Below are 24359 nucleotides of genomic sequence, written 5' to 3'. Positions count from 1 at the left end.
TCCGATGAGCGCCACGCCACGCCCCCTCGTGATCAAGACCACGTCCGGCACCGACCGTCCGGAGGCCACCAACCAGGCGTTCACCGTGGCCGCCACGGCCGTCGCGGCCGGTGCCGAGGTGAGCCTGTGGCTCACGGGCGAGTCGGCGTGGTTCGCGCTGCCCGGCCGCGCCGACGACCTGGTGCTCGAGCACGCGACCCCGCTGGCCGAGCTGCTGGCAGCCGTGCTCGAGGGCGGGCGCGTGACCGTGTGCACGCAGTGCGCCGCCCGCCGCGGCATCGGCCCCGAGCACGTGCTGCCCGGCGTCCGGATCGCGGGCGCGGCGGTGTTCGTGGAGGAGTCGCTGGCGGAGCGCGCGCAGGCGCTCGTCTACTAGGCGGTCCCGCTCCGCAGCCGCACGCCGAGCAGGTAGAGCTCGCAGCCGAGGCACAGGCCGAACACCGCGTTGAGGAACGCCGCGACCAGCGCGAGCGCGGCCGCGACGGGCACGGCGACGGCCACCCCGGCGAGCCCGATCACGAGCCCGGCACCGGTGATGACCAGGCCGACCAGCTGCGCGAACGTCGGCGGCCGCGGGTCCTCGAGCTCGGTGGGCGGCGCGAGGCGCGGGCGGACGACCTTCTTGAACACCCACCCCTGCCACGTGCGGCCGACGCCGCCGAAGGCGCCGAGCGCGAAGCTCGCGACGACGACCGCGAGCACGACGAACGCGCCGGGGGTGGTGCCGAGCAGCAGCACGGCGACGAGCAGGACGAGGGTGAGCGCGGCGCCGAACCGCGGGCCGCGGGGGTCGATGCCCGCGGGCGCGGACGTGTGCGTGGGCGTGGTCATGGGAGAGCTCCAGGGCGGTGCAGGGGGGTCGCGGTCGGGTACGTCGGCCGAGGTCGCTGCGCGCCCGGCCGGTCACCCCGAGGGGTGCGGCGTCAGGCCGCGGGGACCTCGCCCAGACAGGACGCGAGCGCGCTGAGCGCGTGGCGACGGTCCGTGGCACCGGACATGCGGCCGACCACGACGCCACGGGCGTCGAGCAGGAGCGTGGTCGGGGTGCGCATGATGTCGAAGCGTCGCACGAGATCGAGGTGCTCGACCACGTCCATCTCGACGTGTGAGAGGCCGTCGTGCTCGGTCACCAGCTGCGCGAGCACCGCGTGGGTGCGCCGGCAGGGGGCACAGACCTCGCTGGAGAACTGCACGAACGTCGCCCGTGCCCCCAGCGGGGCACCCAGCTGCGCGGCGGTCAGGCGCGTGTCGTCGGCCCCGTCGTCGGGCGCGGACGCCAGCAGCGCGGGGTCGACCGCGGTGTAGCGGCCGTTGCGGGCGCGCCACCACAGGCCGAGCGCCGTGGCGACGGCCAGGACGGCGACGACCAGCAGGAGGCGGTCCATCAACCCACCAGCACGCGGCCGACGACGTACACGAGGATCCCCGTCACCGTCACGGGCAGCGTCACCGCGGCGAGCGAGGGCCAACGGCGCTCGAGCGACGGCAGCTGGTCGAACAGCGCGTGCAGCGTGGCGACGAGGATGCCGACCGCGAGCCCGAGCAGCGCGCCGGCCAGCGGGTCGATGCCCGGCAGCAGCAGGCCGCCCAGGGCGCCGGCGCCGGCTGCTGCGCCGGCCGTGACCAGCGAGCCGATCCACGGCGTGAGGTGCAGTGCGACCACGGCCGAGCCCACCGCGAGCGCCAGCGCGCCGACGACCACGAGGGGCTCGCCCCCGGGCGTGCGGCCGATCGCGACCCATCCCGCGACGGCGACCGCCACGAGGGTCCCGGCGACCGTCCCCGACACGGACTCGACCAGCCGCGCGCGCCCGTCGCGGCGCAGCAGCTCGTTGACGAACGCGAGCAGGATCGACGCCGCGAACACCACGGGCAGATACCGCAGGAACGGCTGGGTGGTGGTGAGGTGCACGACGGCGACCGCGCCGACCCCCCCGAGGGCGACCACCGCGGCCGAGCCGGCCACGAAGGGCAGCCCGGCGAGCGAGGGCCAGCCGAGCGCGAACACGACCGCGAGCACCGCGGCGACGATGCTCAGCGGCAGGCCGCCGAGGTAGCCGGCGACGGCCACGACGGCGGCGAGCGCGGCCGTGACGACCGCTCTGGTGGCGAGCTGCATGGCGTCCTACCGTCCCGCGACCGGCGTCACGAGGCGTCGCGTCGAGCGCGCGCGGCGGCGGCCGGCCTGCAGGGAGGGGAGGAGCACGCCGCCGATTGTCGCATCCCGCCGCGATTTCCCCCGCGTGACGGGTGACCCGTGTGGGGGACGCCACGCCATCCCTCGACATGCGGGCGCGACCTGGGCGGGACGCGCGGTACCGTGGCCCCCACTCGCACGCGGGGAGGTTCCAGGTGGCAGATCTGCTGCTGCTCACTCCAGCGTCCGGGGGCTCCGCCCAGGTGCTCCCGGCCCTCGGTCTGCTGTCCCACCGCGTTCGTGTGCTCCCCGTCGAACCGTCGGCTCTCGTGGATGCACCGGACGCGGACATCGTCGTGCTCGACGCGCGCCGCGACCTGGTCACCGCGCGCACCACCTGCCGGCTGCTCCGCGCGACCGGTCTGACGGTCCCGCTCATCCTCGTGCTGACCGAGGGCGGCCTCACCGTCGTCACGGCCGAGTGGGGCGCGGACGACATCATCCTGGAGACGGCGAACCCGGCCGAGGTCGAGACGCGGTTCCGGCTCGTCATGGAGCGCGCGGCCACGGCGGGGTACGACGACTCCCCGCAGGAGATCTCGTCCGGCGAGCTCACCATCGACGCCGGCGGCTACACGGCCCGGCTGCGTGGCCGGCCGCTCGACCTCACCTACAAGGAGTTCGAGCTCCTCAAGTACCTGGTCCAGCACCCGGGTCGCGTGTTCACCCGCGCCCAGCTTCTGCAGGAGGTCTGGGGCTACGACTACTACGGGGGCACCCGGACGGTCGACGTGCACGTGCGACGCCTCCGCGCCAAGCTCGGCCCCGAGCACGAGCAGCTCATCGGCACGGTCCGCAACGTCGGCTACCGCTTCGACCCGCCGAAGGACCGCCGCAGCGCGGTCGACGGGCGCAACGAGGTCCCCGAGCCCGCGGAGGCGTAGCCGCTAGCCTGGGCCTCGGTGAGCCGGGAAGCCTGGTCGGCACGTCCCACCCGCCTGCCCGGAGGTGCCCGTGCCCACACCCGCCAGCCGCCTCTTCGCTGCCCTCTCTCCGGGCTCCGAGCGCAACCTGCTCGACACGCTGCGCGAGGAGCGCGTCGGCGGCGCCCTGCTGCTCACCGGCACGGTCGTCGCGCTGCTCTGGGCGAACCTGGTCCCGGCCTCGTACGCCGCGGTGTCGGGCACGGTGGTCGGGCCTGCGGCCCTGCACCTCGACCTGACCCTGGCCGCCTGGGCGACGGACGGGCTGCTCGCCATCTTCTTCTTCGTCGTCGGGCTCGAGCTCAAGCGGGAGATCGTCGCCGGCGAGCTGCGGCAGCCGCGCACGGCGGTCGTCCCGGTGGTCGCGGCGGTCGGCGGCATGCTCGTGCCGGCGCTCCTCTACCTGGCCGTCAACCTGACCGCCGCCGACGGCGTGGCGCGCGGGTGGGCCGTGCCGACGGCCACCGACATCGCGTTCGCGGTCTCGGTGCTGGCCATCGTCGGCCGCAGCCTGCCCAACGCGCTGCGCGCCTTCCTGCTCACGCTCGCGGTGGTGGACGACCTGCTGGCGATCGTCGTCATCGGGGTCGTCTACACCGAGACCGTCTCGGCGCTCTGGCTCGGCGCGGGCGTCGCGGTGGTCGCCGTGTTCGCGCTGGCGATCCGGCGCGGGTGGGTGAGCGGGTGGCTGCTGGTGCCGCTCGGGCTGGTCGCGTGGGCCGCCGTGCACGCGTCGGGGGTGCACGCGACGATCGCCGGCGTGGCGCTGGGCCTCGTCGTGCCCGCCACCCCGGAGGCGACGCGCCGGGCCCTGCGGCTCTCGGCGACGCCGGAGGAGTCGCTGGCCGAGCGGTGGGAGCACGCCTGGCGGCCCGTGTCCGCCGGTGTGGCGGTGCCGGTCTTCGCGCTCTTCGCGGCCGGGGTCACGCTGTCCGCCGGCGCGATCTCGACCGCGTTCCGCGACCCGGTGGCCCAGGGCGTCGCGCTCGGTCTGGTCGTCGGCAAGCCCCTGGGCATCCTGGGCGCCACCTGGCTGGTCGCGCGGTTCACGCGCGCCGCGCTGGCACCCGGGCTCGGCTGGGCGGACGTCGCCGCGGTCGGGCTGCTGGGCGGCATCGGGTTCACCGTCTCGCTGCTGGTGGGCGAGCTGGCCTTCGGGGCCGGCAGCGCGCACGACGAGCACGTGGTCGTCTCCGTGCTGGTCGCCTCGCTGGTCGCGGCCCTCCTGGGCGGCGCGGCGCTATACCAGCGGGACCGTCATCACGCACGCGCGACGGGCGGACCCGTCCCCGACGGTCCCGGGACCGGGTAGGTTCGGCACCGATGAGCACCGTCGACTCCGCCTCGCTCCTCATCGACGGCCCCTGGGAGCACCGGTTCGTGGCCGCGAACGGCGCACGGTTCCACGTAGCCGTCGCCGGTCCCGACGACCGCGACGCCCCGCTCGTCGTGCTGCTGCACGGCATCCCCGAGTTCTGGTGGGCGTGGCGCCACCAGCTCCCGGTGCTGGCCGACGCGGGCTACCGGGTCGCGGCCATGGACGTGCGCGGCACCGGCGGCTCGGACAAGCCGCCGCAGGGGTACGACGTCCCGACGCTGGCCGCCGACGTGGCCGGCGTCATCCAGTCGCTCGGCGCGGCCGACGCGGTGGTGGTGGGCAGCGGCACGGGCGGCGAGATCGCCTGGGCGATGGCCGGCCTGCACCCCGAGCGCGTGCGGGCGGTCGCCCCGCTGGCCGCCCCGCACCCGCTGGACACTCGCGGCCACCCCCGGGCGGCCGTGCGACCGTCCGCCGTCCGGCGGCTCGCCTTCGTCCAGCTGCCGTCGTTCCCCGAGAACGCGCTCATGGCGGGCGACCTGGTGTCGCGGCTGCTGCGCGAGTGGGGCGGCGCGCCCGGCTGGCTCGACGCCGACGCCGAGGCCACGTACCGGTCCGCCGCCCGCGTGCCCTTCGCGGCGCACAGCCAGATGGAGCAGCTGCGGTGGCTGGTCCGCTCGATGCCCCGGCTGGACGGGCGCCGCTACCACGCGGCCCTCGAGGAGACCCGGCCGCTGCCGGTGCTCCAGCTGCACGGCGGCCGCGACGGGCTGCGGCCGCCGTCCCACGCGGCGCTGTCCCGCGACACCGCGGCCCTGGTGGGCCCGCGCTACCAGTTCGAGCTGCTGCCGTCCGCGGGCCACTACCTGGCCGAGGAAGCGCCCGACCGGGTCAACGACCTGCTGCTGACGTGGTTGCGGACGGTCGCTCCGGTCTGACCGCGGGCCCTACGCCTTGACCATCGCGGCGGCCTTGGCGGGGTCGAGCTCCCCGATACCGGCCGACGGGCACATCGCCGCGACCGGGCACGCCCCGCATGCCGGCCGGCGGGCGAAGCAGGTGCGCCGGCCGTGGAAGATCAGCCGGTGGGAGGCCATGGTCCAGTCCTTGCGCGGGATCAGGGCGTCCAGCTCCTTCTCCACCACCAGCGGGTCGTCGCTCGCGGTGTAGCCGAGCCGCTTCGACAGGCGCATGACGTGGGTGTCCGTGGTGATCCCCGGCACGCCGAACGCGTTGCCCAGCACCACGTTCGCGGTCTTGCGCCCGACCCCGGGCAGCGTCACCAGGTCGGCCATGCGCCCCGGCACCTCTCCGCCGAACCGCTCGACCAGCTCCCGCGAGAGCCCCATGACCGACCGGGCCTTGGCGCGGAAGAACCCGGTGGGCCGCAGGATCTCCTCGAGCTCCTCCGGGTTGGCCCCCGCCAGGGCCGCGGCGTCGGGGTACCGGGCGAACAGGATCGGCGTCGTGAGGTTCACGCGCACGTCCGTGGTCTGCGCCGAGAGCACGGTGGCCACCAGCAGCTCGAACGGCGACGTGAAGTCGAGCTCGCAGCGGGCGTCGGGGTAGCGGACCGCCAGCGCGCGGTCGATGCGGCGCGCGCGGCGGGTGCGCGCGAGGTCGGACTCCACGTCGGGGGCTGTCACAGCGGCAGCGTACGGCCCGTCACCCACATGGCTCTGACCTGCGACGTCGTCCCGCCGCGCACCCGTCGCGCCCCGTTGCTCCCTTGGAGTGATTCCCGTGGCAGACACAGGTACCCACCCTCAAGGTCGGACCGTACCGGGCCGAAACCACACACAGTTCCACTCTGAGGTGCCCGTCTGAGGAGGGCCTGGTCCATGACGCCACCCGTCGAACAACGGGTCAGCGATCTTCGTCTCGACCGGCGCGCGCTGCGCGCCGAGCACGCCCGCGTCACCTGGTGGCGCCGGCTGGTGAGGGCCCGCCTCGACCTCGCGGTCGCCCAGGCGGCACGGCCGCAGACGCTCGGCGAGGACGTCGCGTTCCAGCTGCCGCTGGAGGTCGGGGTCGAGGTGCCGCGCCCGGCCGCGCTCGCGGCGGTGCTCGGAGGCACCGACGGCGTGGCCGACGTCGACCGGCTGCACGAGCTGCGGGCGCTCGACGCCCAGCTCTCGACATACGCCGCGGGCGTCGAGGCGGCGCTCGCACGCGCCACCGACCGCCTGATCGCGCGCCTGGCCGCGAACCCTGAGGTGGTCGTCGTGGGCCTGCGCGAGCCGCTGGGCCGCGTATGAGGGCCTCCATGGGGCAGACTGAGGTCGGATCAGGCCGCTGACCAGCGGCCGGCCCACCGGAACACTGTTGTGAACGATGCCGCCACCGGGACGATCCGGGCAGCGCGCGGCCAGGAAGGTGAGGTGTCCCCGTGGAGGACGACATCGTGCTGTCGGCGCCGCTGTTCGCCGGGCTCGACCCGGAGGCGTCCGAGGCGCTCGTCGCGACGATGAAGGCGATCGACGTCGCCCGTGGCGACGCCCTGTTCCACGAGGGCGAGCCGGGCGACCGGCTCTACGTCGTGCGCGAGGGCAAGATCAAGCTCGGTCGGCGCTCCAACGACGGACGCGAGAACCTGCTGGCCGTCCTCGGCCCGGGCGAGATGTTCGGCGAGCTGAGCCTGTTCGACCCCGGCCCCCGCACCGCGACCGCGACGGTCGTCGCCGACGCCGTCGTGCTCGAGCTCGGCCACGGCGACCTCATCCGCTGGCTCCAGGACAAGCCCACGGTCGCGCAGCACCTGCTCCAGGCGCTCGCCCGCCGGCTGCGCCGCACCAACGAGGCGCTCGCGGACCTGGTGTTCTCGGACGTCCCCGGTCGCGTCGCCAAGGCGCTGCTCGACCTGTCGACCCGCTTCGGGGAGAAGGTGGACGAGGGCATCCGCGTCGCGCACGACCTCACGCAGGAGGAGCTCGCACAGCTCGTCGGCGCCTCGCGGGAGACCGTGAACAAGGCGCTCGCCGACTTCGCCGCCCGCGGCTGGGTGCGCCGCGAGGGCCGCGCGGTCGTGCTGCTGGACGTCGAGCGGCTGGAGCGCCGGGCCCGCTGAGGCCCGCGCTCCCGCGCGGCACCCAGCACGGCCCGACGCTTCAGCGCGGCCCGACGCCTCAGCGCAGCTCGACGACGATCTCGACCTCGACCGGCGAGTCCATCGGCAGCACCGCGACGCCCACGGCGGACCGCGCGTGCACGCCCGCGTCGCCGAGCACCTCGTGCAGCAGCAGGCTGGCGCCGTTGAGCACGGCCGGCTGACCCGTGAACGCGGGGTCGCTGGCGACGAAGCCGACAACCTTGGTCACGTGCACGATCCGGTCGAGTGCGTCGGCGCCCGACGGGCCTCCCTCGGCCGCGACCACCGCGGCGACGGCCGCGAGGGCGTTCAGCGCCGAGATCCGGGCGTAGCCGGCGGCGTCCTCGGGGGCGACCAGGCCCACGCCGACGCCGACCTTGCCCGTGGCGGGCAGGGCTCCCGCGACGAAGGGCAGCTGGCCCGACGTGTACACGTACGCCCCGGACCGCACGGCGGGCACGTAGGCCGCGAGGGGCAGGGCGACCTCGGGCAGCTCGAGCCCGAGCTCGGCGAGCCGGGCAGCGGCACCCATCAGGACTCCTTGGGCCGCTTGAGGTAGGCCACCAGGCCGGCGTCGGGTCCCTGGATCACCTGGACCAGCTCCCAGCCGTCAGCACCCCACTGGTCGAGGATCGCCTTGGTGGCGTGAATGATGAGCGGAATCGTCGCGTATTCCCACGTCGTAGCCATGCAGGCCACCCTAGCGGGGGCGCTGCACCGGTCGGAGCGCTCTCACACCCCGTCGACGACGTCCGATCCGACCAGCTCGGCGCGCCACGACCGCACCTCGGGCCGGCGCCGGAGCAGCGCGCGCCGCTCCCGCTCGGTCATCCCGCCCCAGACCCCGAAGTCCATGCGGTTGTCGAGCGCGTCGGCCAGGCAGGCGAGCCGCACGGGGCAGCCGGTGCACACCGCGCGGGCCTCACGCTGGGCGGCGCCCTCGACGAAGAGCGCGTCGGGCGCGAGCTTGCCCGTCCCGCACGCCGCGAGCGCGGTCCAGTGCGCGTCCTGCACGAGTGTGGTCACGCATCCTCCCGAGCACGCCGACGGGGGCGTGCCGTGGCAACCGCACCCGAGTCCTGCCGGGAAACTAGCGGTCGAACAGGCACTCTGGCGAGACTCCGTTCGGGTCATATCGTCAGATGGACGCTTGACCGAGTCAGAACGGGTGCAGGCACGCATGTGCAGGTCCCGTGCAGGTCGCGGCGTCGACCCCCGTTCCGGAGGAGCGCGGACAGACCGGCCGACTACCCTGACGGCATGCCGAACCCTGCGCGCCAGCGCGGCCGACAGGTCAACGTCTTCCAGGCGTTGGCCCTCTTGCTGTCCTTCGCGCTCGTCGCCGGGGTCGGCGGGGTGCTCGCCGCCGGACTCGTCCTGCCCGGAGTCGCCGCCGCCAACGGCGTGACCGACCTGACGGTCACCGCCTTCGACGACCTGCCCACCGAGCTCAACGAGGCGACCCTGCCGGAGAAGTCGGAGATCCGCGCCGCCGACGGGCAGCTGCTCGCGACGTTCTTCGTGCAGAACCGCGTCGTCGTGCCGCTGACGGAGATCTCGCCCCTGCTGCAGCACGCGGTGATCGCGACCGAGGACAAGCGGTTCTACCAGCACGCGGGCGTCGACCCCACGGGCATGCTGCGCGCGTTCGTGCGGAACCAGACGGACGACAGCGGCGGCCAGGAGGGCGCCTCGACGCTCACCCAGCAGTACATCAAGAACGTCCTCATCGACGAGGCGCTCTCCAAGGACACCGAGGCCGAGCGGCTCGCCGCGCTGCAGGCCGCCCGCGGCGCCAGCGGCACCGAGGGCTACGCGCGCAAGCTGCGCGAGGCCAAGCTCGCCATCGCGCTCGAGAAGCGCGACACCAAGGACCAGATCCTCGAGAAGTACCTCAACATCGCGCCGTTCGGGGCGTCGGTCTACGGCGCGGAGTCGGCGGCACAGTACTACTTCGGCAAGCCGGCCAAGGACCTCAACTACCTCGAGGCCGCCACGATCGCGGGCATCACGCAGAGCCCGTCCAAGTGGGACCCGGTGCTGCACCCGGACGCCTCGCAGGAGCGCCGCAACCGCGTGCTGCTGCTGATGAACCAGCAGAAGTTCATCACCAACGCCGAGTACGAGGCCGGCCGGGCGACGCCCCTGGCCTCGACGCTCAACGTGCACCCGCTCAAGCAGGGCTGCGCGGCGGCCGGCGACGTCATCGCGGGCTCGGGCTACTTCTGCGACTACGTCACCAAGGTCATCGCCAACGACCCCGCCTTCGGCGCGACCAAGGCCGAGCGCATCGCCCTCCTCTACCGCGGCGGCCTGACGATCACCACCACGCTGGACCCGCGGCTGCAGACGCTCGCGGACACCGAGGTGAAGAACGGCATCCCGGTGGACGACCCCTCGGGCGTGGCCAGCTCGATCGTCACCGTCGAGCCGGGCACCGGCAAGATCCTCACGATGGCGCAGAACCGCATCTACGCGGCGGCCGCGGCGCCCGGCACGCGCGAGGAGTCGGTCAACTTCAACACCGACGCCGCGTACGGCGGATCCGGGGGCTTCGCGCCGGGGTCGACGTTCAAGCCGTTCACCCTGCTCGAGTGGCTCAAGCAGGGCCACAGCCTGTACGAGCAGGTCAACGGCACCGAGCGCACCCTGAACGAGAACATGTTCACCACGTGCGGCCAGAAGGGCCCGAACAAGCCCTGGCCCGTGGGGAACTCCGAGGGCGGCGCCGGCATGATGACCGTGCTCAACGCCACGATGAACTCGGTCAACCTCGCCTACCTGACCATGGCCAGCCAGCTCGACATGTGCAACATCATGAAGGGCGCCGAGGACCTCGGGATGCACACGGCCAAGGCGAAGAAGGACGGCACGACGACGCCGTCCGTCAACCCGTCGAACGTGATCGGCAGCGACTCGGTCGCCCCCATGTCGATGGCCGCGGCGTTCGCCACGTTCGCGTCGGGCGGCACGTACTGCACCCCGATCGCCATCACCAGCGTCAAGAACGCCGACGGCGCCGAGCTGCCCATCCCGGCGGCCAACTGCCACGCCGCGATCGAGCCCAAGTACGCCAACACGATCAACTTCGCGCTGAGCAACGTGTGGAAGGGCACCGCCGAGTCGGTCGGCGCCCCGCCGTTCCCGTCCGCCGGCAAGACGGGCACCACGAGCCACAACGAGGAGACGTGGTTCGTCGGCTACACCCCGCTGCTGGCGACCGCCGTGTGGGTGGGCTACAAGGAGGGCTTCCAGCCCGTCCAGCGACTCACGATCAACGGCAAGTACGTCAAGTTCACCTTCGGGTCGACGATCGCTGCACCCACCTGGAAGCGGTTCTCGGTCCAGGCGCTGAGCGGCGCGGCCAACCCCGACTTCGCCGCTCCGGACAACAAGCTGGTCTTCGGCGAGAAGATCCCGGTCCCGTCCGTCGTCGGCAAGTCCGAGGGCGACGCCCGCGCCGTGCTCAAGGGCGCCGGGTTCAACGTGGCCATCGACCCGACCCAGGTGCCGTCCGGCTACCCCGCGGGCACCGTCGTGTCGCAGAGCCCGTCGGGCAGCGCCACGCGCGGGACGGCCGTCGTCCTCACGCTGTCCAACGGCCAGCCCGCCGCTCAGGTCGACCCGAACCAGCCCGGACCGGGCCCGGGGCCGGGCAGCCCGGGCAATGGGAACGGCCGCGGCGGCGGCGGTGGCGGCGGCGGCAACCCCTGATGGGTGACGACACCTCGGCCGCGCACTCTCTCGCACGCGCCGCCGGCGCCCTCGCGCTGGCCGGTGCCGGCGCGCTCGCGTACGCCTCGCTGGTCGAGGTGCGCTGGTACACGCTGCGCGAGGTCACCGTCCCGGTGCTGCCGACCGGCCAGGACCCCCTGCGGATCCTGCACCTGTCGGACCTGCACCTGACGCCGGGCCAGCGCAGGAAGGTCGACTGGGTGCGCGACCTGGCGTCGCTGGACCCGCACCTGGTGGTCGACACGGGCGACAACTGGGCGCACCTCGACGCCATGCCCGCCCTGCTCGAGGCCCTGGAGCCGCACCTCGCGGTGCCCGGCGCGTTCGTGCTGGGCTCCAACGACTACGTCGCCCCGATGCCCAAGAACCCCGCGCGGTACCTGCTGCCCGACGCACGCCGGACGCACCCGGTCCAGCCGCCGGAGCTGCCCTGGCGCGAGCTGACGGCACGGTTCCGGTCGGCCGGCTGGATCGACCTCACCAACCGCCGGGACGTGATCAAGGTCGACGGCCGCGTGCTGTCCCTCGTCGGCACCGACGACGCGCACCTCGACCGCGACCGCTTCCCGGAGGCGGGCGGCGACGACGACGCCCGCACGGGCTCGACGCCGGTGGACCTGCACCTGGGCATCACGCACGCGCCCTACCGCCGCGTGCTCGACGCCATGCACGCGGACGACGTCGACCTGGCGATCGCCGGGCACACGCACGGCGGGCAGCTGGCGCTCCCGTTCTGGGGCGCGCTGGTGACCAACTGCGACCTCGACACCCGCCGCGCCAAGGGGCTGCACGGCTGGCCGGGGCCGCGTCCGGACCAGCCCGGCGGCGCCGGCTCGACCTGGATGCACGTGTCCGCGGGGCTCGGCACCTCGCCCTACGCGCCGGTGCGGTTCGCGTGCCGGCCGGAAGCGACGCTCCTCACGCTCGTGGCGGCCTGATCCAGTTTCGTGTCCGCGGTGGTCGTCGGCTATCCTTGCCAGGCTCCACGGGGTGTGGCGCAGCTTGGTAGCGCGCTTCGTTCGGGACGAAGAGGTCGTGGGTTCGAATCCCGCCACCCCGACAGACGGCTCAGGCCCTCGACCAGCAGAGATGCTCGGTCGGGGGCCTTTGTCGTGCCGTCCCGCCCGCGGTGTTGGTAAGTTGTTCGTTACCAACGAGGGAGGCGCCGTGCTGGATCGGACGTTCGCGGCCCTGGCCGACCCGACGCGGCGCGCCATGCTCCAGCGGCTGGCTCACGGGGCCGCGACCACCGGCCAGCTGGCCGACCTGTTCCCGATCAGCCGCCCGGCCGTCTCCCAGCACCTGCGGGTGCTGCGCGAGGCCGGCCTGGTCGAGCCCCTCGGCACCGGGCGCAACGCGCCCAACCAGCTCGCGCCCGCGCAGCTGTTCCTCGTCGAGTCCTGGGCGCACGACCTCGCGGAACGGTGGACGGCAGCGCCGCCGCCCCGCGCCGCCCAGCACCGACCGACCTCTGAGCAGGAGCACCGATGACCATGCCCGTGACCTACGTCGAGATCAGCAGCCCGGACCTCGCCGTCTCCACCGCCTTCTTCGCCGACACGTTCGGCTGGGCCTTGCAGCCGTTCGCCGACCCCGGGTACCTGGTGGCCCCGCACGGCGACGGCCCGGGCGTCGACGCCGCCCTCCTCGCCTCGCGCGACGGCACCCCGCGGACCGTCCCGGTGATCCGGGTCGACTCCCTGGACGAGGTGTGCGGCCGCGTGGAGGCCCACGGCGGTCAGGTCGTCGTGCCGCCGTTCACCATCGCCGGCGTCGGTCGGGGGTGCTACGTGACCGACCCCGCGGGCGTGCTCGTCGGCCTGCACGAGTACGACCCGGCGGCGTAGCGCACGGCACGACCCCCCGACCGGATCCGGTCGGGGGGTCGGTCGTCAGTCGCTCAGCCGCGGGGCCGCAGGTAGGCGGCGTCGCCGTCGCTGGTGCGGATCCGCACGTGCACGGACGCGGTCGGGTCGACGGGGCCCTCGACGATCTGCCGGCCGTCGGAGGCGGACAGGTCGAGCGCGACCGGCTCGCCCGTGCCGTAGACGGTGACGTCGCCGTCGCTGGCGTGCGCGTCGATGTTGCCCTGCACGTCCGCGATCTCGACGCGGCCGTCGCTCGAGCGGACGTCGACCGAGCCGGAGACGCCCGAGACCGTGGCCGCACCGTCCGCCGAGCTCACCGTGACGTCCCCGCGGACGTCGCTGATGTCGGTGTCGCCGTCGGCGGAACGGACGGTGACGTCACCGTCGATGTCCGAGATGGTCGACGGGCCGTCGCTGACGTGCACGTCGAGCGGGCCGCTCAGCGTGGTCGCCGTGACCGTGCCATCGCTGGCGCGTACGACGACGGACGTGCCGTCGGGCACCGTGACGTCCAGGGACGCCGAGCAGAACCCCGGCCGCCACTGGTCGCAGCGGTACGCCACCTGCAGGCGGTCGGCGGCCTGGTCGACGCGGTAGTGCGCCGTGGTGAGCGCGGTGCGGGCCGTGCGCTCGACCTCGACGCGGGCGCCTCCGGTGGTCACCGAGACGTGCCCGTCGGCCACCAGCTCGACCACGGGCGCGGCGGCGTAGGACGCGGTGTCGGAGAAGGTCGACGCGTCGTCGGACCCCAGCACGAGCAGGTCGACGGCGCTGTAGCCGCCCGCGAGCAGGAGCACGCCGCCGACGATCGCGCCGGTCCAGGTCAGGGCGCGGGCGCCCGGGCTGCGCGCCGGCGGCGGCGGGGTGACGGTCGGGCGTTCGAGGGTGGTGGTCATGGCCGGTCTCCTGGTTCGTGCTCCAGCCAGCGCAGCACGGCGAGCACGCGGCGGTGGTCGTCGGCGGCCTGCGGGAGGTCGAGCTTGGTGAGGATGGAGGTCACGTGCTTCTCGACGGCCGGCAGGCCGACGACGAGACGGTCGGCGATGGCCGCGTTGGAGCGGCCCTCCGCCATGAGGCCGAGCACGTCGCGCTCGCGCGGTGTGAGGGTCTCGAGGCCCGAGCGGCGTGCGCGGGCGAGGATCTGGGCGACGACCTCGGGGTCGATGACGGTGCCGCCGCCGGCCACGCGGCCGAGGGCGTCGAGGAACTCGTCCACGTCGGCCACCCGGTCCTTGAGCACGTAGCCGAGGCCGCGGACGTCTCCCGCGAACAGCTCGCGGGCGTATCGCTGCTCCACGTACTGCGAGAGGACCAGGACCGGCAGCCTCGGGTGCAGGCTGCGCAGGTGCACGGCGGCCCGCAGGCCCTCGTCGGTGTGGGACGGGGGCATCCGGACGTCGGTGACCAGCACGTCCGGCAGCTGGTCGTCGGGCCCGAGAGCGGCGACGACCTCGTCGGCGGTGGTGTAGCCGGTGACCTGGTGCCCCTCCGCGACGAGCAGCCTGGTCAGGCCGTCGAGCAGCAGGACGGAGTCCTCGGCGATCACGATGCGCACGGCACCTCCACGGTGAGTCGGGTGCCGGCTCCGGCCGGGCTGTCCAGGTCGAAGGTGCCGTCGAGGGCGGCGACGCGGCTGCGCAGGCCGTCGAGCCCGCTGCCGGGCGTCGCGACGGCTCCCCCGCGGCCGTCGTCGGCGATCACGAGGCGCAGGCGGTCGTCGGCGGTGACCGTGACGACGACCTGGTGCGCGTCCGCGTGCTTGGCGGCGTTGGTGAGGGCCTCGGCGACGACGAAGTACGCCGCGGCCTGTGCCGACGTGCTCGCGCGGTTCAGCGAGGGCGGGTCGGGGACCTCGACGCGCACCGGGACCGGGCTGCGGGCGGCGAGCGCCGACAGCGCGGCGTCGAGGCCGCGGTCGGTGAGGACGGCCGGATGGATGCCGCGGACCAGGTCGCGCAGCTCGGCCAGCGTCTCCTTGACCTCCCGGTGCGCGTGGTCGAGGGCCGCGGCGGCCTCGGGGTCGCTGGAGACCCTGCGCTTGGCGGCTCCGAGCTCGACGCCGAGGGCGACCAGCCGCTGCTGCGCGCCGTCGTGCAGGTCGCGCTCGATGCGGCGGCGCTCCTCGTCGGCGGCGCCGACGGCGGCCGTGCGGGTCTCGGTCAGCTGGACCGCGCGGGTCTCGGCCTGCACGGCGCGCGCCTGGGCCTGCCGCGCGACCTCGACCGCCTCGGCCCGCGGCGAGGCGCCGAGCAGCGACCGCGCGGTCCGGACGATCGCGAGCGACCCGGCCTGGGTGGCCAGAGCGGCGATCCACGCGCAGGCCAGCGCCGCGGGCACCATGAGCACCAGCGGGACCGGCGGGTGGGTCAGGCCGTTGGCCAGGGCGACGACGGGGTACACCAGGCCGCCCACCGCGAACCCGCCGGCGACGGTCACGACGACGCTCTGCACCGTGAGGAGGGCGCCGGCGACCACCACGTAGGCCACGTGCGCCCAGGTGCGGCCGTCGGCGACGACCGCCCACCACGAGGCCCACGTGCCCTCGCGCTGCGGGTAGGTCGGCGCGGAGATGTCGACCGCGAGCTGGGCGTGCAGGCGGGCGCGCTCCAGCCGGGCGAACGGGCGGCACGCCCACAGGGTCGCGACCAGCATCGGGATGCCGACGAACAGCACCAGCAGGCTCAGCGAGAACGAGAGGGCGACCGTCAGCGCGATCGCCGCGGCGAGGATGACGAACGAGCCGACGACGATCTGCGAGATCCCGCGCCAGGTGGCGACGGACACCGGCGCCGCGGCGAGCGCGCGCAGGTCCGTGAACGCGGGGGCGACGACGGACCGGTCGTCGGCCACGCTGGGCGGTGAGGTCGGGGAGGTCATGACAGTGACGCTAGGGGTCCGGGGCTGCTGCCAGACACCCTGACCACCCACGAGGTCGGGGTGGGGTTCTCCCTACCCCGACGCGCGGTGCTGGTCGACGTCCGCCGCGGGCGGTCGTGCTCAGGACGTGCGCGCGGGCACGGACGCGCCGCGCACCAGCCGGTCGAACGCGACCGCCAGCACAGCCGAGACCAGCAGGCTCAGGGCCGCGCCGACGAGCAGCGGCTGCGCGCCCCCGACCCGTCCGAACGGACCCGCCTCCGGGGCGAGCAGCGCGGTGACCAGGAAGATCGGTCCCGCGGTCAGGGGCAGCGCGAGGGTCGCCCACCACCCGCCCATCCGCTGGTAGGCGATGCAGACGAGCAGCCCCGACACGTAGGCGACGAGGAACGTCAGGGTCGTGGAGAGCAGGAAGGTCCCGGCGTCGACGGGCGACGGCACGAGGTCGTCGAGGATCCGCCACCGCCAGCCCAGGGCGCCGAACACCGCGCGCTCGAGCAGGAGCAGGCCGCCGAACACGATGCCGTTGGCCAGCGCGGTGCACACCGCTGCGAGGATCGAGCCGAGCGCGAGGCTGCGGCGGGTGAGACCGGCCGCGACGTGCACGGGCAGGTAGGCGGCGGTGACCGCGATGAAGAGGGCGAACGGGAACCAGAGGGCCCCCTGGCGGGCGAACGCCAGGATGCTGTTCTGCACCGTGCCGACCTGGTCGATCACCACCAGCGCGCCGATCGCGGCGACGACCACGATCACCCAGAACCACGCCGCCAGGTACAGGTACATCCCGAGGAGCCAGCGCGCCGTCGCTCCCACGGAGGAGCGGCCGGGGACCCGGGTGCGGACCGTGTCGATGCTCATCGGGTCTCCTCGCTCGGGGCCGCGCTCGGGCGGTCGGTCAGGTGGACGAACAGGTCCTGCAGGGCGACCGGCCCGGGCTCGAGGCCGGCCCGGAGGGCGCGCTCGGCGTCGTCGGCCCGCGCGTCCATGACCGTGGCCTGCGCCGTGCGGCCCAGCTGCTGCCGGGCGACCACGTGCCGGTCGGCGACGAACGCGGCCACCGTCTCGGCCGCGCCCGTGACCGTCAGCCCGCCGGAGCGCAGGGTGTCCGCGTCGGACGAGGTGAGCACCGTGCCGCGGTCCAGCACCACGACGTCCTCGAGCAGCCGCTCGACCTCCCCGATGAGGTGGCTGGACAGGACGATCGTGCGGGGGTGCTCCAGCCAGTCGGCCAGCAGAGCGTCGTAGAACGCGTACCGGGCCGGCGCGTCCATACCCAGGTGCACCTCGTCGAGCAGGGTCAGCGGGGTCCGGCAGGCCAGGCCGACGACCACCCCGAACGCCGACCGCTTGCCGCGCGAGAGCCGGTCGGGGCGCATGGCGGGGTCCAGCTCGAACCGGTCGAGCAGGCTGTCCGCCAGGTCCCGGGAGAACAGCGGCCGGCGGTCCGCGAGGAACCCCAGCGTGTCCGCCAAGGACCGGTCCGGCGCGACGTCGCCGCTCTCCCGGACCAGGCAGGTCCCGCTCATCACGCGCGCGTTCTCCCACGGGTCCTCGCCGTCCACCAGCACCGTGCCGGAGGTCCGCCGGCGGAACGCCGCGAGCACCGACAGCGCGGTGGTCTTGCCCGAGCCGTTGCGGCCGAGCAGCCCCGTGATGACGCCGGGGCGGAGGCTGAACGACACCGCGTCGAGCGCGGTGGTCGAGCCGTAGCGGACCGTGAGGTCGTGGACCTCGACGCCGAAGCCGCTCATCGCGGTCCCTCCTGGAGACGGTGGACGATCTCGTCGACGCCGATGCCGAGCACCCGGGCCTGCTGCAGCACGGGGTCCACGACGTCGGCGAAGAAGGTGCGCCGGCGCTCGGCCAGCAGCTTCTCCCGCGCACCCTCGGCGACGAACATCCCGATGCCGCGCCGCTTGTAGAGGACGCCCTCGTCGACCAGCTCGGTGAACGCCTTGGCCGCGGTCGCCGGGTTGATCCGGAACGTCGTCGCGTATTGCGTGGTGGACATGACCTGCTCCTCGGCGCTCAGCGCACCCGACAGGACGTCGGCACGGATCTGGTCGGCGATCTGCACGTACAGGGGGTCACGCCCGTCGAACATCGCGCGCCTCCTTCCCTGGTTCATTACTCCACCAACCAACCATAGAACTGCGCGGACGACAACCCCCTCCGCGCCCCGTCCTCCCGCACCGTCCGCGGATCGGGTCGTCGGGGCGCGCGAATGTGCGGACGCTGCGACTCCCGGAGACGCAGCAACGTCCGCACTCGAGCGGGCCCAGGGCCCCTCGAGTGCGGACGTTGCGGGTGGGATCAGACGGCGGTGAGGCGCTGCGCGGCGACCAGCTCGGCGATCTGGACCGCGTTGAGCGCGGCGCCCTTGCGGAGGTTGTCGTTGCTGATGAACAGCGCGAGCCCGCGGCCGCCCTCGACGCCCTCGTCCTGGCGCAGGCGGCCGACGAACGACGGGTCCTGCCCCGCGGCCTGCAGCGGCGTCGGGACGTCGGTCAGCTGGACGCCGGGGGCGTCGGCGAGCAGCTCGGCTGCGCGCTCGGGGGTGATCGCCCGGTCGAACTCGGCGTTGATCGACAGCGAGTGGCCCGTGAACACCGGCACGCGGACGCAGGTGCCCGAGACCAGCAGGCCGGGCAGGTCGAGGATCTTGCGCGACTCGTGGCGGAGCTTCTGCTCCTCGTCGGTCTCGAACGACCCGTCGTCGACCAGGTTCCCGGCCAGCGGGATGACGTCGAACGCGATCGGCGCGACGTACTTCACCGGCGCGGGCAGCGTGACGGCGGACCCGTCGTGCACCAGCGCGAGCGTGTCTTGCTCGACGGCGGCGCGGATCTGGCCGTCGAGCTCGGCAGCACCCGCGAGGCCCGAGCCGGACACGGCCTGGTACGTGGAGACGACGAGGCGCTTGAGGCCGGCCTCGTCGTGCAGCACCTTGAGCACCGGCATCGCGGCCATGGTCGTGCAGTTCGGGTTCGCGATGATGCCCTTGACCGCGCCCGCGAGCGCGCCCGGGTTCACCTCGGAGACGATGAGCGGGACCTCGGGGTCGCGACGCCAGGCCGACGAGTTGTCGATGACCAGCGCGCCGGCCGCGGCGAACCGCGGGGCGTGCATCTTCGACGCCGCGCCACCCGCGGAGAACAGGGCGACGTCGATGCCGGAGAGGTCCTCGGTCTCGACGTCCTCGACCACGACGTCGGCGCCCTTCCACGGCAGCGTCGTACCGGCCGAGCGGGCGGAGGCGAAGTAGCGGATCGAGGCGACCGGGAAGTCGCGCTCCTCGAGCAGGCGGCGCATGACGCCACCGACCTGGCCGGTCGCGCCGACCACCGCGATGTTCAGTCCCATGGCCCTACCGTCCCGTCCCGCCGTACACGACGGCCTCGTCTTCCGTGGTGTCCAGGTCGAACGCCGTGTGCACGGCGCGGACCGCGTCGTCGAGCGAGTCGGCCCGCGTGACCACGGAGATCCGGATCTCCGACGTCGAGATCATCTCGATGTTGATGCCGGCGTCCGACAGCGCGGCGAAGAACCGCGCGGAGACGCCGGGGTGCGACTTCATGCCCGCGCCGATGAGCGAGAGCTTGCCGATGGTGTCGTCGTACTGCAGCGACGCGAAGCCGATGTCGGGCTGGTGCTCGGTGAGCGCCGCGGTGCCGGCCGCGCCGTCCGTGGCGGGGAGCGTGAACGAGATGTCCGTCAGGCCCGTGGCGGCCACCGACACGTTCTGCACGATCATGTCGATGTTGACGCCGGCTGCGGCGACGACCTCGAAGATGCGTGCGGCCTTGCCCGGCACGTCGGGGACGCCGACGACCGTGATCTTGGCCTCGCTGCGGTCGTGCGCGACGCCGGCGATGATCGGCTGCTCCACGGTCTCTCCCTCGTCTGCAGGCTGGTCGGTCACCAGCGTGCCCTTGTGTGTGCTGAACGACGAACGCACGTGGATCGGTACCCCGTAGCGGCGGGCGTACTCGACGCAGCGCAGCACGAGCACCTTGGCGCCGCTGGCCGCGAGCTCGAGCATCTCGTCGTAGCTGACCCGGTCGAGCTTGCGGGCGTTCGGCACGATGCGCGGGTCGGCGGTGAACACGCCGTCGACGTCGGTGTAGATCTCGCACACGTCGGCCTTGAGCGACGCCGCGAGCGCGACCGCCGTGGTGTCCGAGCCGCCGCGGCCGAGCGTCGTCACGTCGTTGGTGGTCGGGTTGACGCCCTGGAAGCCGGCGACGATCGCCACCGAGCCCCGCGCGACGGTGTCCCGGATGCGGCTCGGCGTGACGTCGATGATCCGTGCCTTGCCGTACGACTCGTCCGTGATCACCCCGGCCTGCTGCCCGGTGAACGACTTCGCCTCGACGCCCAGGTTGTGGATCGCCATGGCCAGCAGGGACATCGAGATGCGCTCGCCGGCGGTCAGCAGGATGTCCATCTCGCGCTGCGGCGGCAACGGGGTCACCTGGCGCGCGAGGTCGATGAGCTCGTCGGTGGTGTCCCCCATCGCGCTGACCACCACGACGACGTCGTGGCCGGCGCGCTTGGCCTCGGCCACCCGCTTCGCGACGCGCTTGATGCTGGCGGCGTCGGCGACGGAGGAACCGCCGTACTTCTGCACGATCAGGGCCACGGGAGAGCTCTTTCGCGGGCTCGGACAGGACCGGGCGAGTGTACGGCCGTGCCCACCAGGTGGGCAGCGAGTTTCAGATGCCGGATCGTCGGCTCTCAGGCGGCGTCGCGCGAGCCCCGCAGATCACCCGCACCGAACAGCCCTTCGCCCGAGGGGGTCAGGGCTGCAGGGCGTCGTACTCGGCCTCCGCGGCGACGTCGTCCTCCACGTCCAGCCGCAGGTGCGCCAACATCGTCTGCAGGGTGCGCAGCACGCTCGACGCGCGCTCGCCCCAGTCGGACAGGTACGAGAACTGCCACCACCACAGGGCCTCGAGCACGCCGCCGGTCTCGTAGTGCCGCAGGCCCTGGGCCAGCGCCCCGGCGATCGCGACCAGGTCGCCCGACACGCTCGCGGGCTGCACCTCGGCCCCCAGCAGCGGGTCGATCACCTCGGCGTACTCGTCGATGCCCTCGAACACGTTGGCCAGGTTGGCGCGCAGCGGCTCGACGTCGGGGTCGGGGCCGAGGTCCGGCTCGAACCGCTCCGCCGGCACCACGTCCGTGGTCGCACCCAACCGGGCGCCGGCCGCCAGCACGTCGCTGACCGCGAGCAGCAGCAGGGGCAGCGAGGCCTCCGGGTTCGAGCCCGCGGCCACCTCGGTGATCGTGGTCAGGTAGCTGCGGGTCTCCGCGGCAACCGCCTGGGCGATCTCGCGAAGGTCGGCGTCGGCCGCTGTGCTCATCTGCATCCCCTACGCGCTGATCCGTCGTCGGCCCTCGAACGCGCGGCCGAGCGTCACCTCGTCCGCGTACTCCAGGTCCCCGCCCACCGGCAGGCCCGACGCCAGCCGGCTGACCGTCAGGCCCATCGGCACCAGCAGGCGGGCCAGGTAGGTGGCCGTCGCCTCGCCCTCGACGTTCGGGTCGGTGGCCAGGATGACCTCGGTGACCGTGCCGTCCGCCAGCCGCGTCATCAGGGCCGCGATGCGCAGGTCGTCGGGTCCCACGCCCGCGATCGGGTTGATGGCGCCGCCGAGCACGTGGTACTTGCCGCGGAACTCCCGCGTGCGCTCGATGGCGACGACGTCCTTGGGCTCCTCCACCACGCAGATGGTCAGCGGCGAGCGGCGCGGGTCGCGGCAGATGCGGCACTGCGGCTCCTGCGCGACGTTGCCGCAGATCTCGCAGAACCGGACGCGCAGCTTGACCTCGGTGAGCGCGTCGGCCAGCCGCCGCACGTCCGCCGGATCAGCCGACAGCAGGTGGAACGCGATGCGCTGGGCGCTCTTGGGACCGACCCCGGGCAGCCGCCCGAGCTCGTCGATCAGGTCCTGGACCGCGCCCTCGTACACGACAGCCAGCCTACGGGGTCACGGCCGTCCCGCCGCCGGACGCCACCCGTCGCGCGGTGCCGGACCCGTCACGGCGTGCCGTCGTCCAGCTGCTCGTCGATGACGGTGCCGCCGAGCATCTGGGCGACCAGGGGTGCGCCGATGAGCGTCGACGTGGCGATGTCGGGGTCGTCCGGGGACGGCTCGTCCGGCACGCCGGGGATCACCCGCGACGCCGACTCGCGCGCCGCCGCCATGCCGCGTTCGCGGGCCGTGCCCGGGGACGGTGCCGGCGGGGCCAGATCGGCCGGCGGGGCGTCCGGCGTGGCCGGCTCGCCGGGCTCGTCGTCCGGCGGTTCGACGGCGGGGGGCTCGTCGTCCCACGACGCCGCGGCCTCGGCGGGGGTCACCGCGCGCGGGTTGGCTCGGTCGTCCGCGGGGGTCCGCGGACCAGGCGCCGACGGCGCCGGCGCGGCGACCGCCCCGGGTGCCTGCTCGGCCAGGATGCCCTCGACCCTGACGTCGAAGCCCAGCGTCTCGCGCACGGCCCGCGCGACGACGTCGGCGTGCCCGCCGTTGCGGAACGTGGTCGCCAGCGCCGGGTTGTCGAAGGCCACCTTCAGCGTCGTCGCGTCGAGCTCGGCCACCTGCGCGTTGCGGGGGTCGATGAGCGCCCACGTGACGCGGCGCAGCCCCTTGACCGTCTCCAGCACCTCCGGCCAGCGGCGGCGGAGCACCTCGGTGTCGGGGCCGGCGGCGGAGCGGGCCGGCGCGGGGGCGGGGGCGGCCGCAGCGGGAACGGCCGGAGCCGGAACTGTCGCGTCGGGCACGCTGGCGGCGGGCGCGGTCGAGGCGGCTACGGCCGGTGCGGGCTCCGTCGGCGTCGGCGCGTCCGCGACAGCTGCAGGCTCGGCGGCCGGCTCCTCCTCCGGCTCGGGGAGCGCGGCCGGGATCGGGGCAGACGCCGCGGCGGCCTCGGCCACCGGCGCCGGGGTCGGGCTCGGGCTCGGCGCAGCGGCAGGGACGCGGGCAGGGGCCGGGGTGGGCTCTGCCACCGGCACGGGGGCAGGTGCAGCGGCACGGGCCGGGGTGGGCTCTGCCACCGGCACGGGGGCAGGTGCAGCGGCACGGGCCGGGGCCGGAGCGGCCGACTGCACCGGCGCCGGCGCGGCGTCGCGCGTGGGCACGCGCACACTCGCCCCGCCCTCGGGCGGCAGGCCGCGCTCGAGCCGGTCGAGCCGCGCGCCGATGCCGGTGCGGCTGTCCTCGACAGCGGGCAGCAGCAACCGGGCCATGAGCAGCTCGAGGTGCAGGCGCGGGGACGTGGCGCCGGTCATCTCGGTCAGCGCGGCGTTGCAGAGGTCGGCCGACCGCGACAGCTCCGACGGCCCGAGGTGGCGGGCCTGCAGACGCATCCGGTCGAGCTGGTCGGTGGGCACGTCGCGCAGCGCGGCGTCGGCGGCGTCACCGGACGCGGCGATGACGATGAGGTCGCGCAGGCGCTCGAGCAGGTCCTCGACGAACCGGCGAGGCTCGTGCCCCGTGGAGATCACGCGCTCGACCACGCGGAAGGCCGAGGCGCCGTCGCGGGCGGCCACGGCCTCGACCAGGTCGTCGAGCAGCGAGGCCTGGGTGTACCCGAGCAGCGCGGCGGCGCCCTCGTACCCGAGCTCGCCCCCGCCGGACCCGGCGATCAGCTGGTCGAGCACCGAGAGCGTGTCCCGGACCGATCCCCCGCCGGCGCGGACTACGAGCGGCAGCACGCCGGACGCCACGGGCACGCCCTCGGCGTCGCAGAGCTGCTGCAGGTACGGCACGAGCACGTCGGGCGGCACCAGCCGGAACGGGTAGTGGTGCGTGCGCGAGCGGATGGTGCCGATGACCTTGTCCGGCTCGGTCGTCGCGAAGATGAACTTGATGTGCGGCGGGGGCTCCTCGACGATCTTGAGCAGCGCGTTGAAGCCCTGGTTCGAGACCATGTGCGCCTCGTCGAGGATGAACACCTTGTACCGGTCGCGCGCGGGGGCGAACGTCGCGCGCTCGCGCAGCTCACGGGCGTCGTCGACCCCGCCGTGGCTGGCCGCGTCGATCTCGACCACGTCGAGGCTGCCCGGTCCCCCGCGCGCCAGCTCGACGCACGACTCGCACACGCCGCACGGGGTGTCGGTGGGGTTCTCCTCGGTGTTCTGCGCGCAGTTGAGGATGCGGGCCAGGATGCGGGCCGACGTCGTCTTGCCGCAGCCGCGCGGGCCCGAGAACAGGTAGGCGTGGTTGACCTGGCCGCTGCGCAGCGCCTGCCGCAGGGGGGCGGTGACGTGGTCCTGACCGATCACCTCGGCGAAGTTCTCCGGCCGGTAGCGCCGGTACAGGGCTGTCGTCACGCCACGAACCCTAGACGC

Annotated in this window: 28 protein-coding genes and 1 tRNA gene; 11 read left to right on the top strand and 18 right to left on the bottom strand. The window is 74.1% G+C overall.

The genetic code is table 11. The annotated features are described in order from the left end of the window. Positions 1-4 precede the first annotated feature (4 nt). The gene (locus AB5970_RS04050; protein WP_370502623.1) at positions 5-376 is read left to right on the top strand and encodes a DsrE family protein; all 372 of its coding nucleotides are present in this window, start codon (positions 5-7) and stop codon (positions 374-376) included. Here AB5970_RS04050 and AB5970_RS04045 read toward each other — a convergent pair. The 3 genes from AB5970_RS04045 to AB5970_RS04035 all read right to left on the bottom strand — a co-directional run bounded on the left by AB5970_RS04045 (position 373) and on the right by AB5970_RS04035 (position 2119). After that, positions 373-831 (bottom strand): DUF4395 domain-containing protein, encoded by a 459-nt coding sequence (locus tag AB5970_RS04045; RefSeq protein ID WP_370502622.1) that lies wholly within the window; start codon positions 829-831, stop codon positions 373-375. The two genes, AB5970_RS04050 and AB5970_RS04045, sit on opposite strands and share 4 nt — an antisense overlap. Before the next feature lie 92 nt (positions 832-923). Next, on the bottom strand, positions 924-1385 hold the full coding sequence (locus AB5970_RS04040) for a thioredoxin family protein (protein WP_370502621.1): 462 nt from the start codon (positions 1383-1385) through the stop codon (positions 924-926). Next, a complete protein-coding gene (locus tag AB5970_RS04035) occupies positions 1385-2119 on the bottom strand; it encodes a hypothetical protein (protein WP_370502620.1) in 735 nt (244 codons plus the stop codon). Before AB5970_RS04035 ends, AB5970_RS04040 begins: the two co-directional genes overlap by 1 nt. 233 nt (positions 2120-2352) lie before the next feature. Between AB5970_RS04035 and AB5970_RS04030 the strand changes: the two genes are divergently transcribed. The 3 genes from AB5970_RS04030 to AB5970_RS04020 all read left to right on the top strand — a co-directional run bounded on the left by AB5970_RS04030 (position 2353) and on the right by AB5970_RS04020 (position 5376). Continuing rightward, entirely contained in the window at positions 2353-3081 is a 729-nt protein-coding gene (locus AB5970_RS04030) for a winged helix-turn-helix transcriptional regulator (protein ID WP_370502619.1), read from the top strand. Positions 3082-3151: 70 nt separating this feature from the next. Continuing rightward, positions 3152-4432, top strand: a complete 1281-nt coding sequence (nhaA, locus tag AB5970_RS04025; RefSeq protein WP_370502618.1) for a Na+/H+ antiporter NhaA — start codon at positions 3152-3154, stop codon at positions 4430-4432. An 11-nt stretch (positions 4433-4443) separates the two neighbouring features. Further along, entirely contained in the window at positions 4444-5376 is a 933-nt protein-coding gene (locus AB5970_RS04020; protein ID WP_370502617.1) for an alpha/beta fold hydrolase, read from the top strand. Positions 5377-5385: 9 nt separating this feature from the next. Here the strand turns inward: AB5970_RS04020 and nth are convergent, their stop codons facing one another. Continuing rightward, a complete protein-coding gene (nth, locus tag AB5970_RS04015) occupies positions 5386-6084 on the bottom strand; it encodes an endonuclease III (RefSeq protein ID WP_370502616.1) in 699 nt (232 codons plus the stop codon). Positions 6085-6279: 195 nt separating this feature from the next. Between nth and AB5970_RS04010 the strand changes: the two genes are divergently transcribed. Both AB5970_RS04010 and AB5970_RS04005 read left to right on the top strand, forming a co-directional pair. Beyond that, positions 6280-6696 (top strand): hypothetical protein, encoded by a 417-nt coding sequence (locus AB5970_RS04010; protein WP_370502615.1) that lies wholly within the window; start codon positions 6280-6282, stop codon positions 6694-6696. A gap of 131 nt (positions 6697-6827) precedes the next feature. Further along, complete coding sequence (locus tag AB5970_RS04005; protein WP_208212822.1) at positions 6828-7505, top strand: Crp/Fnr family transcriptional regulator; 678 nt, start codon at positions 6828-6830, stop codon at positions 7503-7505. Positions 7506-7563: 58 nt separating this feature from the next. On the opposite strand, the gene AB5970_RS04000 is transcribed toward AB5970_RS04005, so the two are convergent. Genes AB5970_RS04000 through AB5970_RS03990 form a run of 3 tightly spaced genes read right to left on the bottom strand, consistent with a single transcriptional unit; the run spans position 7564 to position 8552 of the window. Beyond that, positions 7564-8058, bottom strand: a complete 495-nt coding sequence (locus tag AB5970_RS04000; RefSeq protein ID WP_370502614.1) for a RidA family protein — start codon at positions 8056-8058, stop codon at positions 7564-7566. Next, entirely contained in the window at positions 8058-8216 is a 159-nt protein-coding gene (locus AB5970_RS03995; RefSeq protein WP_146847999.1) for a DUF4177 domain-containing protein, read from the bottom strand. The genes AB5970_RS04000 and AB5970_RS03995 overlap by 1 nt, the downstream gene beginning before the upstream one ends. A gap of 42 nt (positions 8217-8258) precedes the next feature. Continuing rightward, positions 8259-8552 carry a WhiB family transcriptional regulator gene (locus AB5970_RS03990; protein WP_370502613.1) on the bottom strand — a complete coding sequence of 98 codons (294 nt, stop codon included), beginning with the start codon at positions 8550-8552 and terminating at the stop codon, positions 8259-8261. 234 nt (positions 8553-8786) lie between these two features. On the opposite strand from AB5970_RS03990, the gene AB5970_RS03985 reads away from it, so the two are divergent. From AB5970_RS03985 to AB5970_RS03965, 5 genes are all read left to right on the top strand, one after another. Beyond that, positions 8787-11240, top strand: a complete 2454-nt coding sequence (locus tag AB5970_RS03985) for a penicillin-binding protein (RefSeq protein ID WP_370502612.1) — start codon at positions 8787-8789, stop codon at positions 11238-11240. Further along, the gene (locus tag AB5970_RS03980) at positions 11240-12199 is read left to right on the top strand and encodes a metallophosphoesterase (RefSeq protein WP_370502611.1); all 960 of its coding nucleotides are present in this window, start codon (positions 11240-11242) and stop codon (positions 12197-12199) included. Before AB5970_RS03985 ends, AB5970_RS03980 begins: the two co-directional genes overlap by 1 nt. A 48-nt stretch (positions 12200-12247) precedes the next feature. Next, positions 12248-12321: transfer RNA gene (locus AB5970_RS03975), tRNA-Pro, on the top strand. Between the two features lie 107 nt (positions 12322-12428). Then, positions 12429-12752, top strand: a complete 324-nt coding sequence (locus tag AB5970_RS03970) for an ArsR/SmtB family transcription factor (protein WP_370502610.1) — start codon at positions 12429-12431, stop codon at positions 12750-12752. After that, on the top strand, positions 12749-13108 hold the full coding sequence (locus tag AB5970_RS03965) for a VOC family protein (protein WP_370502609.1): 360 nt from the start codon (positions 12749-12751) through the stop codon (positions 13106-13108). Before AB5970_RS03970 ends, AB5970_RS03965 begins: the two co-directional genes overlap by 4 nt. Positions 13109-13161: 53 nt before the next feature. Here the strand turns inward: AB5970_RS03965 and AB5970_RS03960 are convergent, their stop codons facing one another. The 11 genes from AB5970_RS03960 to AB5970_RS03910 form a co-directional block, all read right to left on the bottom strand. Then, positions 13162-14025 (bottom strand): DUF4097 family beta strand repeat-containing protein, encoded by an 864-nt coding sequence (locus tag AB5970_RS03960; protein ID WP_370502608.1) that lies wholly within the window; start codon positions 14023-14025, stop codon positions 13162-13164. Next, positions 14022-14684, bottom strand: a complete 663-nt coding sequence (locus tag AB5970_RS03955) for a response regulator (protein ID WP_370502607.1) — start codon at positions 14682-14684, stop codon at positions 14022-14024. The genes AB5970_RS03960 and AB5970_RS03955 overlap by 4 nt, the downstream gene beginning before the upstream one ends. Then, entirely contained in the window at positions 14672-16006 is a 1335-nt protein-coding gene (locus AB5970_RS03950) for a sensor histidine kinase (protein ID WP_370502606.1), read from the bottom strand. The genes AB5970_RS03955 and AB5970_RS03950 overlap by 13 nt, the downstream gene beginning before the upstream one ends. 120 nt (positions 16007-16126) lie before the next feature. Next, positions 16127-16864 carry a hypothetical protein gene (locus tag AB5970_RS03945; RefSeq protein ID WP_370502605.1) on the bottom strand — a complete coding sequence of 246 codons (738 nt, stop codon included), beginning with the start codon at positions 16862-16864 and terminating at the stop codon, positions 16127-16129. Then, positions 16861-17757 (bottom strand): ATP-binding cassette domain-containing protein, encoded by an 897-nt coding sequence (locus tag AB5970_RS03940; protein WP_370502604.1) that lies wholly within the window; start codon positions 17755-17757, stop codon positions 16861-16863. Before AB5970_RS03940 ends, AB5970_RS03945 begins: the two co-directional genes overlap by 4 nt. After that, positions 17754-18110, bottom strand: a complete 357-nt coding sequence (locus tag AB5970_RS03935; RefSeq protein ID WP_370502603.1) for a GntR family transcriptional regulator — start codon at positions 18108-18110, stop codon at positions 17754-17756. Before AB5970_RS03935 ends, AB5970_RS03940 begins: the two co-directional genes overlap by 4 nt. 209 nt (positions 18111-18319) lie before the next feature. Then, a complete protein-coding gene (locus tag AB5970_RS03930) occupies positions 18320-19369 on the bottom strand; it encodes an aspartate-semialdehyde dehydrogenase (protein ID WP_370502602.1) in 1050 nt (349 codons plus the stop codon). 4 nt (positions 19370-19373) lie between these two features. Next, the gene (locus AB5970_RS03925; protein WP_370502601.1) at positions 19374-20648 is read right to left on the bottom strand and encodes an aspartate kinase; all 1275 of its coding nucleotides are present in this window, start codon (positions 20646-20648) and stop codon (positions 19374-19376) included. Between the two features lie 157 nt (positions 20649-20805). Beyond that, a complete protein-coding gene (locus AB5970_RS03920) occupies positions 20806-21372 on the bottom strand; it encodes a DUF5063 domain-containing protein (RefSeq protein ID WP_370502600.1) in 567 nt (188 codons plus the stop codon). A 9-nt stretch (positions 21373-21381) separates the two neighbouring features. Beyond that, entirely contained in the window at positions 21382-21981 is a 600-nt protein-coding gene (gene recR / locus AB5970_RS03915) for a recombination mediator RecR (RefSeq protein WP_370502599.1), read from the bottom strand. Between the two features lie 68 nt (positions 21982-22049). Continuing rightward, the gene (locus tag AB5970_RS03910) at positions 22050-24341 is read right to left on the bottom strand and encodes a DNA polymerase III subunit gamma and tau (RefSeq protein ID WP_370502598.1); all 2292 of its coding nucleotides are present in this window, start codon (positions 24339-24341) and stop codon (positions 22050-22052) included. Positions 24342-24359 lie beyond the last annotated feature (18 nt).

It is taken from the genome of Cellulomonas sp. ICMP 17802 (genome assembly GCF_041295535.1).
In the GTDB taxonomy this organism is placed as follows: Bacteria; Actinomycetota; Actinomycetes; order Actinomycetales; family Cellulomonadaceae; genus Cellulomonas.
This window is presented reverse-complemented; position numbering and strand designations above follow the sequence as displayed.

Excerpts from the sequence above, each read along its gene's own strand:
- AB5970_RS04050 (WP_370502623.1), top strand. The coding sequence starts at position 5 with ATGAGCGCCACGCCACGCCCCCTCGTGATCAAGACCACGTCCGGCACC.
- AB5970_RS04045 (WP_370502622.1), bottom strand. The coding sequence starts at position 831 with ATGACCACGCCCACGCACACGTCCGCGCCCGCGGGCATCGACCCCCGC.
- AB5970_RS04040 (WP_370502621.1), bottom strand. The coding sequence starts at position 1,385 with ATGGACCGCCTCCTGCTGGTCGTCGCCGTCCTGGCCGTCGCCACGGCG.
- AB5970_RS04035 (WP_370502620.1), bottom strand. The coding sequence starts at position 2,119 with ATGCAGCTCGCCACCAGAGCGGTCGTCACGGCCGCGCTCGCCGCCGTC.
- AB5970_RS04020 (WP_370502617.1), top strand. The coding sequence starts at position 4,444 with ATGAGCACCGTCGACTCCGCCTCGCTCCTCATCGACGGCCCCTGGGAG.
- AB5970_RS04010 (WP_370502615.1), top strand. The coding sequence starts at position 6,280 with ATGACGCCACCCGTCGAACAACGGGTCAGCGATCTTCGTCTCGACCGG.
- AB5970_RS04000 (WP_370502614.1), bottom strand. The coding sequence starts at position 8,058 with ATGGGTGCCGCTGCCCGGCTCGCCGAGCTCGGGCTCGAGCTGCCCGAG.
- AB5970_RS03995 (WP_146847999.1), bottom strand. The coding sequence starts at position 8,216 with ATGGCTACGACGTGGGAATACGCGACGATTCCGCTCATCATTCACGCC.
- AB5970_RS03985 (WP_370502612.1), top strand. The coding sequence starts at position 8,787 with ATGCCGAACCCTGCGCGCCAGCGCGGCCGACAGGTCAACGTCTTCCAG.
- AB5970_RS03980 (WP_370502611.1), top strand. The coding sequence starts at position 11,240 with ATGGGTGACGACACCTCGGCCGCGCACTCTCTCGCACGCGCCGCCGGC.
- AB5970_RS03965 (WP_370502609.1), top strand. The coding sequence starts at position 12,749 with ATGACCATGCCCGTGACCTACGTCGAGATCAGCAGCCCGGACCTCGCC.
- AB5970_RS03960 (WP_370502608.1), bottom strand. The coding sequence starts at position 14,025 with ATGACCACCACCCTCGAACGCCCGACCGTCACCCCGCCGCCGCCGGCG.
- AB5970_RS03950 (WP_370502606.1), bottom strand. The coding sequence starts at position 16,006 with ATGACCTCCCCGACCTCACCGCCCAGCGTGGCCGACGACCGGTCCGTC.
- AB5970_RS03945 (WP_370502605.1), bottom strand. The coding sequence starts at position 16,864 with ATGAGCATCGACACGGTCCGCACCCGGGTCCCCGGCCGCTCCTCCGTG.
- AB5970_RS03940 (WP_370502604.1), bottom strand. The coding sequence starts at position 17,757 with ATGAGCGGCTTCGGCGTCGAGGTCCACGACCTCACGGTCCGCTACGGC.
- AB5970_RS03935 (WP_370502603.1), bottom strand. The coding sequence starts at position 18,110 with ATGTTCGACGGGCGTGACCCCCTGTACGTGCAGATCGCCGACCAGATC.
- AB5970_RS03930 (WP_370502602.1), bottom strand. The coding sequence starts at position 19,369 with ATGGGACTGAACATCGCGGTGGTCGGCGCGACCGGCCAGGTCGGTGGC.
- AB5970_RS03920 (WP_370502600.1), bottom strand. The coding sequence starts at position 21,372 with ATGAGCACAGCGGCCGACGCCGACCTTCGCGAGATCGCCCAGGCGGTT.